We start from the raw sequence: 12,191 nt of genomic DNA on the forward strand, positions 1-12,191 counted from the left end.
AAATGATTCCAGAATGTTGGGAACCCCTAAAGGGTTTCCCAACACTCTGAAAAAAACAGCTGTATAACAGCTGTTTTTTATTTCTTAAGCTTCTCTAACTTCTCAGTCGAGCGAGCATTGTTTCTTTCCGCTACCATTACACTTCTTTTTTGATCGATATAATCAAGCAATGTTCTATACTCTTCCTCATATACTGATAATCGCTCCAGAAGACGCTCTCTTTCTGTTTGTAATGATTCAACTTGTTGTTGCAACACCGTTAAAGAGTTTTCATCTTTATAATTTTGCAAGAAATCAATAACATCATTCAACGTAATTGACGTAGGTTCTAACACCTTTGTCTCTTTCACTTCATAATTTTCTACTTTACGAAGTTGCTTCGCTTCCTCAATACGTTCTTTATATTGCTTTCTTACGTAAGAATTCCATCTAAATCCACATGCTGCTGGTGTACGAGATAAATTTTTCCCCACTTCCTTAAAGGCAGAAAGTTGTGTTCCACCTTCTCGAATATGCCGGAGTACTACTTCTGCCAGAAGCAAATCTTCATCATCAGTCCAAGCATCTTGTCTTGTTGTCGCCATTTCTCTAGTCCTCCCTATGCATTTTTTATTAAGCATATGCAGTTACTAGAAAAGATAGAATACAACAACTAAAGATTAAGACAAAAAAAAAAAATAAACGCAGAAGATATCTTCTGCGTTTATTTCCCCGCAATTACTTGCTGATTACTTCTTTACCTTTGTAAGTACCGCATGCTTTACATACACGGTGAGCTAATTTCGCTTCACCACAGCTTGGGCACTCTACCATACCAGGTACTGATAATTTGAAATGCGTACGACGCTTTCTTTTTACTGTTTTAGAAGTTCTTCTAAAAGGTACAGCCATTCTTCCCACCTCCTTAAAAGAAATAGTTATTTTCATATGAAGGCCTGAACCAGTCTTCCGATTATTTGTCAAAAAACTTTGCAAGTCCTGCCAATCTTGGATCAACAGTCTTTTCTTTGTCTTCTTCCGAAATCACTTGCCAGTCTTGACCTTGCGTCGGTGCTCCACCAGAAACATCATCACTGAAAATTTGCATTGGAATCTCCAAAAGTATATTTTCCTTGATTACGGGCAGTAAGTCAAGTACTTCTCCTTCTAAACAATGAATTTCAGCTTCAGTTTCAAATTCTTCTTGTGAAGTTTGGAACACCTCAGTTGTTTTAATGTCAAATGGTAATGTCACATCTACTAAAGAGCGAGAACATGGTAAAACCATGCTTCCAGTTATATGTAGATGAAACGTAAACTTACCGGAGCCAAAATCAACTCTTCCCGTTACATGAACAGGATTAATTTCACGAATATCTTTCTCGACCTCTTTTAGCTCACTTACATCTACCATCTCATCCAATGTCAATCCTTTATTTCTCAATTTATTCAATTGATGGATGGACCATTTCATATCATATCACCTCAAGGCAACAAACAAAATTATAGCTAGCCATTTTATATTTGTCAATGTTTTTTCTTTACACTATAATGAAGTCATCATAGTAAATAATATATAGAGTATCACGTTTTTCAAAAAGATGCTACATCGAAAGGAGAGATTACCATAAAAGCTAGTGGTATTGTTGTTGAATATAACCCTTTTCATAACGGTCATCTTTATCATGTGCAAGAGACAAAAAAGTTAACACAATCCGATATAATAATTGCCGTTATGAGTGGTCCTTTTTTACAGCGTGGTGAGCCCGCACTCATTTCCAAATGGTATCGCACTAAAATGGCCTTAGCAAACGGCGTAGACCTTGTTGTAGAGCTTCCATACGTCTTTGCAACACAAAAGGCTGAAACCTTCGCAAATGGTGCCATTTCCATTTTAAATGCCCTACATGTTTCTGAAATTTGTTTCGGTAGTGAGGATGGACAAATCGAAAATTTTTATAATACCATCTCCGTACAAAAAAACGAAGAAGAGACTTTTAACTGCCTTGTAAAACAATTCATGGACGCTGGCAATAGTTATGCAAAAGCAACATCGGATGCTTTTGCACACATTTTAACATCCGAAAAAAACATAGATATGTCACAACCAAATAATATTTTAGGCTTCCAATACATTAAAGCAATTCTGTCACAAAATAGCTCTATACAAGCTCAAACTATAAAAAGATTCGCCTCTCATTACCATGATGAAACATTTAATGACCAACATATTGCAAGCGCGACAAGCATTCGAAAACAACTCTTTAGCGAAGAAGGATCATTTACAACAATTGAACCTTTTCTCCCACAGGCAAACGCTTCGCTTTTAGCAAATTACAAACAAAACTACGGGATATTACATAATTGGGAACAATACTTTTCATTTTTTAAATATAAACTCATGACGATGTCTCCAGGGGACTTACGACATATATATGAAATAGAAGAAGGTTTAGAGCATCGTATTTTATCAAAAATACAAAACAGTTCCTCCTTCTATTCATTCATGGAAGCATTAAAAACAAAACGTTATACATGGACTAGATTACAAAGAGCTTGTACACACATTTTAACAAACACAACAAAAGAGGAAATACGTAGCGCAAATATAGAACAACATGCACCATATATCCGCCTGCTAGGCATGTCACAAAAAGGACAAACTTACCTTTCAAAAAACAAGAAAAAAATTGAACTTCCAATCCTTACTCATACAAAAACATTTGACCATGCTGCTTTAGATATAGAGAAAAAAGCAAACTCTGTATATTTTTCCATCATGCACGAACCGTTACGCACGCAACTATTAAAACAAGACATAACACACCATCCTATTCGCTATGATGAAACAACGACAAAATTTCTATAAAAAACCTCTCTATTTCAGAGAGGTTTTTTCTTTATCCATCTTTTCTAAATATGTTAATGCATCATCCAGCGTATCCACTGGTACAATTTTCATTTTTGTTTTAATATCCTTTGCAGTCTCAAGCGCATCTTTATAGTTCGATTTCTCCGCACCTTTTTCATTTGGCGCAAAGAACACTTCAGCCCCGGCATCGCTAGCAGCCACCACTTTTTGATTTATACCACCAATCGGACCAACTTCTCCTTTTTCATTTATCGTACCTGTTCCAGCTATTTCATGTCCTTTTGTTAAGTCTTCTTCCACAAGTTGATTATATATTTCTAATGTGAACATTAAACCTGCGGATGGTCCACCAATTTCATGAGAATTAATTTTCACTTTCGGATCGACTACTAATTCTCTCTCCGTAACGATAGAAACACCTATACCCACACGTCCATTTCCATTAGGAATCGTCTTTACATTTAAATTTTCTTTCAATTGTTTTCCATTTCTCATGTACTCAATATTTACAGCATCACTTTCTTTTTTCCCAGTCATATATTCAATAAATTGCTCCGTTTTTTCAAATGTTTTTCCGTCAACAGCTATAATAACATCACCAAGCTTAAGCTTTCCTTCTGACGGCATTCCCTTTGCCACACCAGCAACTAATACACCTTTATTTTCAAAAGAAACGGAGCGATTCGCACGTTTATATGCATTATAAATTGCTGCATTTTGTGAATCTTTCATCGCATAATTTTGGCGAAATTGATATTCTTCATCACTCTCACCTTTTTGCAATATTTCTCCCGCTTTTGAAATATGTGTATATTTATTAAACTGTGCCGCTATTAAATTCACCACATTTGCTGGTCCCATTGAAACCGTAACAAGCATAAAATCACCAGATTCTTTCGTTCCACCCTCAACTTGAACGTAAGGCTCTAATTTGGCAGCCATTCCTGGTTTTGTTACATAATACGGTAAACGCACATAAACAAGTAACATCGCCAATATAACCCCTATTAAGATTGCATATATAAACCGAAAACGCTTAAACATTATGTTTCTCCTTCCACTGCTCAATTAATAAATAAATATTTGAAATATGTTTTTCCGCTTCTACTTCTCCAACTCGAATAATGTCTTCAATGTTTGTAAAAGCACGTGAACTAAATTGCTCTACAGCTGGTCGCATCATTAAATCCGATGCAATTTGCCGATTCATTACAAGCTCATGCTGCATAATTTCAATACTTTGCATGATTACGTCATAAATGGACGTAACATCGCCATTCACCTTAATTGGAGACACATCAACAGCGATAACAATATCGGCCCCTAATTCTTTTACAACCGATACCGGGATGCGATCAATAACTCCACCATCCACTAATAATCGTCCATCTATTTTTTCTGGTACAAACACTCCAGGAACAGATATACTAGCCCTCACCGCATCTGCAACTGGCCCACTTGTAAAGACCACTTTTTCCCCCTTCAATATGTCAGTAGCCACAACAGCCGTCGGGATATCTAACTCTTCTAGATTTTTATTATATGTAAACATTTTAATCATATCTTTGACACGTTTTCCAGCAATAAATCCCATTTTGGGTACGGTGAAATCTAAATAATACTTCCGCTTAAAAACAGATGCCAATTTATACAATCTTTCAACGTTACTACTTGCCGCATAAAACGTACCTATTAGCGCCCCCATACTACTTCCTGCAATCATATGAATGGGGATACCCGCTTCCCTTAAAACCTTTATTACACCGATATGAGCAAACCCTTTCGCTCCCCCAGACCCAAGTGCTAAACCAATCTTTGGTTCTTTCATTTTTCTCACCCTTTAATTTTTTTCATTCCTTTTTCATACTTATGGTCTAAATTCACTACGTATCCACGTATACTGAAATGAACGTTTTTTGGGACAAAGGGGGATTTACTTACATGTATGAAAAATGGAAAACCGCTTTCCTTACCATATCAACGCTATTTTTAACCTTTTCTCTTGTACTCCACCCCCAAGCCGCTTTGCAAGCTTCTATTCGCGGGTTAAATATATGGTGGGAAGTTGTATTCCCTTCACTACTACCGTTTTTCATCATTGCAGAACTTCTAATTAGTATCGGTGTTGTAAAATTTATTGGCGTTATATTAGAACCACTCATGCGCCCACTTTTTCGCGTTCCAGGGATAGGTGGATTCGTTTGGGCGATGGGAATGGCTTCAGGTTTCCCTGCAGGCGCCAAATTAAGCGCTAGGCTACGAAAAAGCAATCTTTTAACTCAGATTGAAGCGGAACGCCTCGTTTCTTTCACAAATTCTTCTAATCCACTTTTTATTTTCGGTGCTGTGTCTATCGGTTTTTTTAATAATCCGAAATTAGGGATTATATTAGCGGCTGCCCATTATTTAAGTAACTTTGCTGTCGGATTAATTATGCGTTTTCACGGCCATAATACCGCTTACAAAAATAATAAACACACTACAAAAAAACGACCCTTTCAAAACCCTTTTTTAATTCTTCACGAGACACGCTTACAAGAAAAAAGACCAATCGGAAAATTACTTGGGGATGCTATTGTTTCTTCTATTCAAACATTACTTATGATTGGCGGATTTATTATTTTATTCTCTGTGTTAAATAAAATGATTACTGTATTCCACATTACAGCAACTCTTTCTTTTATTATGCAACATATTTTATCATTCTTCCAACTAAGTACAGATTTTAGTATGCCTATATTATCAGGTATTTTCGAAATGACACTCGGAAGCCAAATGATTAGTCAAATAAATGAAACACCCCTCTTACAACAAGCTATGGTAACAAGCTTCATTTTAGCATTTAGCGGTCTTTCTATTCAGGCACAGGTTGCTAGCATATTAGCTGAAACAGACATCCGATTTAAACCCTATTTTTTCGCACGAATTATTCAAAGTATTCTTGCCCCTATTTTTACATTTATATTTTGGACACCATTTTATGAGAAAGTGAGTTCTTTCTCACCTATGCAAAAAGATATTCCTGTATTTTTATCCAAGCATCCTTCTATACTACATGAAATTTGGACATCTTTTATACATTACGGACCAATTTTTACATTATTTTGTCTATATTTATATGTTATTTTATTATTTTTTCGCACGTATAAAGAAAAACCCCGTTCACTTTAACGGGGTTTGAAACTTTTCTTTTAAAGCACGCTCTACAATAGGAGGCACAAGATCTACTACACTTCCTCCATATCTCGCAACTTCTTTCACAATACTCGAGCTTAAAAATGAATATTGGTTGTTCGTCATAATAAAGAAGGTTTCAATGTTTTCATCTAATTTTCGATTCATAGAAGTGATTTGCATCTCGTATTCAAAATCAGATACCGCTCGTAAACCACGTAATATCGCGTTTGCATTACGCATTTTTGCATACTCCACCAATAATCCACTATGTGAATCTACTTTCACATTCGGGATATCCTTTGTTGCTTCACGAATTAATTCTAAGCGCTCTTCGACTGAAAAGAACGGTTTTTTTGATGAATTGTTTAAAACAACTACATATACCTCATCAAATACTTTTGCTCCCCTTTTAATAATATCCAGATGCCCTAGGGTAATTGGATCAAAACTTCCTGAAGAAATAGCTATACTTGTCATTCCGTCCCCTCACCTTCATACTTATAAATCGATATCGCTGTAATACCATAATTCTCAGCCCGCACTTTGGCAAGCCCCCCTATGGAATCAGGTAAAACTACATCATTACCATGCTCTGCCATAATTAATCCATCACTATGTAGCAATCCATGTTGATCCATTACACTAATTAAAGATACAATTTTTTGCTCTTTATATGGTGGATCTATTAATATAAGATCGAATGACATTTCACGTTTTATAAGCGCCTTTACTGCACGTTCCGCATCATTTCGATATACTTCAGCTTGCTCCTGTATTCTACAACTTTCTAAATTTTGATGAATTACTTTTATCGCTTTACTATCCCGATCAACAAAAATTGCTTTATCGATCCCTCTGCTCAAAGCCTCAATTCCCAGACCACCACTACCCCCAAATAAATCAAGGGCGATACCACCATCAAAATAAGGACCTATCATATTAAAAATAGATTCTTTTACTTTATCTGTCGTTGGACGTGTTGTATTACCAGGAACCGCTTTAAGTGGGTGTCCTTTACATTTTCCTGAAACTACTCTCATCTGTTGTCACTACCTTTATTTCAATCTATCGAGCGATTATAGAAAGCCATTCTCACTTCGGTAACCGTTAACAAACCACATTCACTTAACTATAGGAAAACTCGGCATCAAATAACCACTCATTATTTTTATGTATTCATCTCATCATTCACTAATATGAATCCAATATGTATATTAGTTCCACTTTATCTTTTTTATCCTATCATAAAATAAAAAAAAGAAAAATAAGAAGCCCTACATAAAATTTAATTTCATTATGTATATCTTCATTTAGATTGGACATAAATAATTATAACAACATCACCTTCGATGTTGTTGCCAACCGCGGAGAAGACTTACGTTTCCCCATAAGTTCTTCCTCCGGTTTCTCCTCTCCCTTTGCCTTCTTACTAGTACATGCTAGTATAAGAAGGGCCCTGCTATGCAGGGTTTTTTTTCTTTGTGTGCTTTTCATTTAAAAAGTGAAATGGTACAGTAAAAGAAAGAGGAGGAAAAAATATGATTCAACGCTTTATAGAACTCGGAGAAGGCTACTCTGATTTATATGAATTACTTGAAATTGCCAAAACAAATCAAGAACGTATAGCACATATGTTACAATTTGAAACGATAAAAAACGATAAAAAAGTGTGTTCGCTTGTTGTAATATTAAAACCAACTACTACTGGTGATTTCCAACCATTATACATATGTCGTGAAGGCATTCCTGTATTTGAAAATAAAAAAAGTAAACGTGTCGTTTTATTTGAAGAAACGGCAGCGCAACTCGGGAAAAAAGTGGCTACCTTTACTGTAAAGCCATCTACAACTTTCCCAGAAAAAGAACTATTTTTTAATCATTTAATTGGTATTTTACGAATGAACAATTTCATTCCTCCGATGAAATAACACTTTATTTCAAATGAAAAATCCCCCACTAAATTTAGCAGGGGATTTTTTCTATTAGCTATAATCGTATTCTTTTGCTCGATCAGGACGGGAATTTTCAAATTCCGTTTTTAAATACGGGCGATACGACTGTTCTATCTTTTTCACAAAAGGAAGTTTGTTCAACTTATGCATCATATGCTCAATTTGTTCCATGTCACAATATACTACAGCATATTTTAATCGTTTTGATATGTAATGTATGTTACCATATTTCCTTAAAATCTTGGCATGTTTCAATGAATGTAAATAAACAATCATACTTTGTCGTTGCCCGAACATAATCTTCTCCATCTTCTCCTTTTAAAAACATATATTTTATATTCTATGAAAACCAATCAGAAATTTATAACATTACAGGACAAACTCTGTATACGTTTTCTTCCAACTTCTAAAAAACGGGGTACATCACCCCGTTTTTTTACAACCACAACCTCCGCCAGTACCACAACCTCCACCACAGCCACCAGCATCAAAGAATGGATTTCCTGTTGGCACCTTAATGGAAGAAGACACTTCCGAACCGATTGCTACACTAACTTCGTCTAATAACTTCTGCAAAGCAGTTTCTGCTCTTTTAAAAGCTGCAACCTTATCATGTAAGTCCACAGAACGCTTTAATTCTCTCATTTTCATCGACACGGTAGTATAGTCAGGATGGTATTTTCCAAAACGCTGTACTTCCTCATACCGTTCTTTCATCGCTGTAAATTGCTGAATTAACGTCTGAAGTTCCATATCTTCATGTAATTCTCTATAATACTTACGATAATCTTCTGCTATATCTGAACAGATAATCGCTTTTGCAAGCTGCTCTGCCTTATCTAATATTAATACGCTTTCTAGCGTCGCTACAATCATGAGAGACACCTCCGAGTATCCATCATACCACATTTAGATTAGAACTACTAATTGAAGTGACTTACTCAAAAGAAAGATATAATGAAACTATTTTCACACTATATCCGTACACACTTATACATTAATATGTTCCGCTATATTATATTTAAGAACATCCCATTTCCCACTATTTTGTTTCACATAACTAATACACGCATTTTTTAATGGTGTCTTAAATGTAATTTCATCTGGTTCAATGGCATGTAAAATCGCTTTTATCGCGTGTGAGTGAGCAACAATAATAATACGTTTGCCAAAATGAGTTGTTGCAACATCTTCTAAAGCAGCAAAACAACGAGCTACAATCTCTTCATCTTGCTCCATACCTTCTACTTTACCCTCAGCAATCAACTCTCTAACAGCCGCAACTGGCTTCCCTGAAGCTTCTCCAAAATTCCGTTCAACAAATCGCTCATCTAATAAAATCGATTGTAATCCAGCTGCCTTTGCGATTTCATTAGCCGTTTCTTGCGCTCTAATTAACGGGCTACTTATAATAATATCCCACGTTTCTTCTTGTAAAGCAGCTGCACTTTGACTCGCTTGCTTCTTACCAACTTCATTAAGCGGAATATCTTCTCGCCCCTGAATAATTTCTTGAAAGTTCCAATCAGTTTGTCCATGTCGTACTAAACAAATTTCCGTCATGCTGCAACTCCTTTTTAAATAATCAACCTCTATTGTAACAAAAGTTCTGCATGACGGACATATTTTTCACTTCCAATTAGGTTGCATTTTGTTGCTTCATATACTGAAACATATCAATCATGATCGAAGCAACGGCCAATTGATTTTGAAATTTTTCCACTTTATCTGGTATTGTTTTTTTGAAATGTTGCATCGCCGCTAACTCAAAAGCCTCTTTTTCTTCAGGATTTCGCGTTAATTTTCTATACCAGTACGGTTGCTCTCTAATATAGCGAGATAAATCCTCATCAGCCTTTATAAACTCCATAATTTCTGCTCTCATCATCTTTCCCCCTAATCCTTTTGAAAGAAAAACGGGTTATTTTCTGAAGTACTTTGTTCTTGCTGCGTACGGTTACCTTGAAATTGCTGAATAACTTGTTGCACGCTCCCAATAGCACTCGTCACATTGGCTAAATGGTTCTGCATTTGTTCCACGTCCAACTTTTTAAAAAAAGAAAGCATTTGCCCCATCACATCAGCAGTTTTTTCCTCTTCAGTTCGATTATCTTTTTCTTTCTTATTTTCTTTTACCGAAGAAAACGCAGGCGCTCCATCGGGTCTATAAGTTGCCCATATTGGATCTTCTTCACCAAGTAAGTACCATTCTTCATAAAATTGTTGCCAAGTTTTGTGACCACTTCTAACCTCATGAACCATTTTAGGGTGATGGTTTACAAATTCTTTAAACTGTTGAACCGATGGATGTAACGGTCCTTTTGTTGTTGGCATAATCCTCACCTCTCCATGTATATCTACTATATAGTAAGAAAAAAAAGGCGCATGGTTCGCCTATTTTTAGACGATTCATGCACCTTTTTTTCTGCTATTTGCATACGGTCAGATTCCCACCTACAATTCAGTGAATACGAAGTAACTAATTAGGTGATGTAACACCCCACCGCTTACAGTTTCGCTTTATTTTCGAATAAAATTTTGTGTATAAAATTTATCGTATACACCAACACCTAATCCTGTAAATTGTTCATTTAATAAATTCTTTCTATGCCCCTCACTATTTAACCAGCCTTGCACTGCCGCAATTCCATCACTATGTTGCGCCGCTATGTTCTCACCAGCAAGTTGAAATCCTACTTTCCCGCGCTGTAAACGATCTCCTAGCGTACCTAATGTAGGTGAGTCATGAGAAAAATAATTATTGTCTTTCATATCTTTACTGTGACCAACAGCAACATCTGCTGTTTCCTGATCCCATGTTAATAATGGTAATTTATGACGACTTCGAATGATATTTGTTAAATCAAAAATTTGTTGCATATTCCCATTTTCTACTTGTTTTATCTTTTCTGGAGTCAATGGTTGTTCCGCTATTAATTCACCTGAATAAACGAGCTGATACGGTCTTTGATGTAATAAAGTTTCATCATCCATATAACGAACACCAACAAGCTCATGTGTAAATTGATCAAAATACAATTGCGCCCATCCATCTTCTACAGGTATTAACGGTTGTTCCATGACTTCAGTATCAGATAGTTCAAATTGATAACTATTTTTCCCTCTTTTTAATGAAATTTCATGCGAAAGCGGACTTTTTTTATATACTTCTTCATATTTTTCATTTATATAATAAGGCGGAACCTTAACTTGTTCACCAGCAGCATACGCCGTTACAACTTTACGTTCAGAAACTCCAAATTGAACATACTGAGTTAAATCCTGATTGTATACCCACCATTCATATCCGTATGCAGATGGCTCAATTCGAGAGGGTTCTCCCCACTTCGCTAATAAATTTTCAGAGTCTTCACCAATCATATTTAAAACAGTGTCTGAGGAGTCTTCCTTAATTTGCTTTTTCTTTTTCACAATTTTATTTTCTTGCTTTGATTGAGATGGCGTTAATATATATTGTGAAACGAGTAATTTCCCGTATAAATCAACAGCTAAAATTAAAATTGTAATCATTACGATACGCAATAATTTCTTCAAACGATATACCTCCTGAACAAAACATAAAATTGAGATATACACAAATCATTTTCTTTCTTTTTGTGTGTACCGTACTCTTTTCACTATATCATATTTTTGTGAAAAAAGTCTGGATTATCCCTTTTCTCTCAATATGAATTGCACTTTCTTATTATTCATACTATTATAAAAATAATGGTGTAACATTAAAAAAGGAGGTATTATATGCAATTTACAAATACGAAATTTAATGGATCCGTCGTTGAATTAACTCTTTTAACTGAAATCATGGAAAACAACCACTTCGTACTTGCTGGACAGTGGGATTATGAACGGGTTACATACGATTATAAATTTGAAATATTAAAAGATGTTTATTATTTACGAGTGCAAGGAGTTGCTGTTGAAGGTGATATCGGCAGCAGACACGCTGAAGTAAAACTACTCCCTCCCTTATTAGGAAAACATTATTATCCTCATGGCGTTGAATATGGTGATGATGAGACTTTCCCAACGAACGTACTTCAAAAAAGCGAACAACTCCTACAAAATGTCGAAAAAGAGTTAAAAGAATTTCAAATTATTGATTAACAAAAACAAGCGCATCAATATGATGCGCTTGTTTTCAGAGTGTTGGGAAACCCTTTAGGGGTTCCCAACATTCTGGAATCATTTTG

General features: G+C 35.6%; 17 protein-coding genes. 4 read left to right on the forward strand and 13 right to left on the reverse strand.

Features of this window, described 5'->3' with window-relative positions; translation table 11 throughout:
• Positions 1-77: 77 nt before the first annotated feature.
• From ACODS7_RS28740 to ACODS7_RS28750, 3 genes are all read right to left on the reverse strand, one after another.
• Positions 78-584 (reverse strand): RsfA family transcriptional regulator, encoded by a 507-nt coding sequence (locus tag ACODS7_RS28740; RefSeq protein ID WP_000246469.1) that lies wholly within the window; start codon positions 582-584, stop codon positions 78-80.
• Between the two features lie 133 nt (positions 585-717).
• Positions 718-891 (reverse strand): 50S ribosomal protein L32, encoded by a 174-nt coding sequence (gene rpmF / locus ACODS7_RS28745; RefSeq protein WP_001984764.1) that lies wholly within the window; start codon positions 889-891, stop codon positions 718-720.
• A 61-nt stretch (positions 892-952) separates the two neighbouring features.
• Positions 953-1,453 carry a YceD family protein gene (locus ACODS7_RS28750; RefSeq protein WP_000872146.1) on the reverse strand — a complete coding sequence of 167 codons (501 nt, stop codon included), beginning with the start codon at positions 1,451-1,453 and terminating at the stop codon, positions 953-955.
• Positions 1,454-1,666: 213 nt separating this feature from the next.
• Here ACODS7_RS28750 and ACODS7_RS28755 point away from each other — a divergent pair, with 213 nt between their 5' ends.
• Complete coding sequence (locus tag ACODS7_RS28755) at positions 1,667-2,848, forward strand: nucleotidyltransferase (protein ID WP_029443140.1); 1,182 nt, start codon at positions 1,667-1,669, stop codon at positions 2,846-2,848.
• Positions 2,849-2,857: 9 nt separating this feature from the next.
• Here the strand turns inward: ACODS7_RS28755 and ACODS7_RS28760 are convergent, their stop codons facing one another.
• Entirely contained in the window at positions 2,858-3,895 is a 1,038-nt protein-coding gene (locus ACODS7_RS28760; RefSeq protein ID WP_243169255.1) for a SepM family pheromone-processing serine protease, read from the reverse strand.
• On the reverse strand, positions 3,888-4,679 hold the full coding sequence (locus tag ACODS7_RS28765) for a patatin-like phospholipase family protein (RefSeq protein WP_000662588.1): 792 nt from the start codon (positions 4,677-4,679) through the stop codon (positions 3,888-3,890). The genes ACODS7_RS28760 and ACODS7_RS28765 overlap by 8 nt, the downstream gene beginning before the upstream one ends.
• A gap of 113 nt (positions 4,680-4,792) precedes the next feature.
• Between ACODS7_RS28765 and ylbJ the strand changes: the two genes are divergently transcribed.
• Positions 4,793-6,022 carry a sporulation integral membrane protein YlbJ gene (gene ylbJ, locus ACODS7_RS28770; RefSeq protein WP_224980661.1) on the forward strand — a complete coding sequence of 410 codons (1,230 nt, stop codon included), beginning with the start codon at positions 4,793-4,795 and terminating at the stop codon, positions 6,020-6,022.
• Here the strand turns inward: ylbJ and coaD are convergent.
• Together coaD and rsmD are read right to left on the reverse strand one after the other, a co-directional pair.
• The gene (gene coaD, locus ACODS7_RS28775) at positions 6,014-6,505 is read right to left on the reverse strand and encodes a pantetheine-phosphate adenylyltransferase (RefSeq protein WP_000200601.1); all 492 of its coding nucleotides are present in this window, start codon (positions 6,503-6,505) and stop codon (positions 6,014-6,016) included. The genes ylbJ and coaD overlap by 9 nt on opposite strands.
• On the reverse strand, positions 6,502-7,068 hold the full coding sequence (rsmD, locus tag ACODS7_RS28780) for a 16S rRNA (guanine(966)-N(2))-methyltransferase RsmD (protein ID WP_016080465.1): 567 nt from the start codon (positions 7,066-7,068) through the stop codon (positions 6,502-6,504). The genes coaD and rsmD overlap by 4 nt, the downstream gene beginning before the upstream one ends.
• A gap of 498 nt (positions 7,069-7,566) precedes the next feature.
• On the opposite strand from rsmD, the gene ACODS7_RS28785 reads away from it, so the two are divergent.
• Positions 7,567-7,956, forward strand: a complete 390-nt coding sequence (locus tag ACODS7_RS28785) for a DUF7147 family protein (protein WP_029443143.1) — start codon at positions 7,567-7,569, stop codon at positions 7,954-7,956.
• Between the two features lie 54 nt (positions 7,957-8,010).
• Here the strand turns inward: ACODS7_RS28785 and ACODS7_RS28790 are convergent, their stop codons facing one another.
• From ACODS7_RS28790 to ACODS7_RS28815, 6 genes are all read right to left on the reverse strand, one after another.
• Positions 8,011-8,277 (reverse strand): YlbG family protein, encoded by a 267-nt coding sequence (locus tag ACODS7_RS28790; protein ID WP_002082261.1) that lies wholly within the window; start codon positions 8,275-8,277, stop codon positions 8,011-8,013.
• A 126-nt stretch (positions 8,278-8,403) separates the two neighbouring features.
• Positions 8,404-8,856, reverse strand: a complete 453-nt coding sequence (locus ACODS7_RS28795) for a YlbF/YmcA family competence regulator (RefSeq protein WP_000634366.1) — start codon at positions 8,854-8,856, stop codon at positions 8,404-8,406.
• A gap of 114 nt (positions 8,857-8,970) precedes the next feature.
• Positions 8,971-9,543, reverse strand: coding sequence for a histidine phosphatase family protein (locus ACODS7_RS28800; protein WP_029443144.1), 573 nt, complete (start codon positions 9,541-9,543; stop codon positions 8,971-8,973).
• A 76-nt stretch (positions 9,544-9,619) separates the two neighbouring features.
• A complete protein-coding gene (locus ACODS7_RS28805) occupies positions 9,620-9,865 on the reverse strand; it encodes a YlbE-like family protein (RefSeq protein ID WP_001200990.1) in 246 nt (81 codons plus the stop codon).
• Between the two features lie 11 nt (positions 9,866-9,876).
• A complete protein-coding gene (locus ACODS7_RS28810; protein WP_001143346.1) occupies positions 9,877-10,314 on the reverse strand; it encodes a YlbD family protein in 438 nt (145 codons plus the stop codon).
• 186 nt (positions 10,315-10,500) lie between these two features.
• Complete coding sequence (locus ACODS7_RS28815) at positions 10,501-11,535, reverse strand: CAP domain-containing protein (protein ID WP_029443145.1); 1,035 nt, start codon at positions 11,533-11,535, stop codon at positions 10,501-10,503.
• Positions 11,536-11,739: 204 nt separating this feature from the next.
• Between ACODS7_RS28815 and ACODS7_RS28820 the strand changes: the two genes are divergently transcribed.
• A complete protein-coding gene (locus ACODS7_RS28820; protein ID WP_016080460.1) occupies positions 11,740-12,105 on the forward strand; it encodes a YugN family protein in 366 nt (121 codons plus the stop codon).
• The last annotated feature ends 86 nt before the right edge of the window (positions 12,106-12,191 follow it).

The sequence above is a fragment of the Bacillus sp. FG16 genome (genome assembly GCF_057809515.1).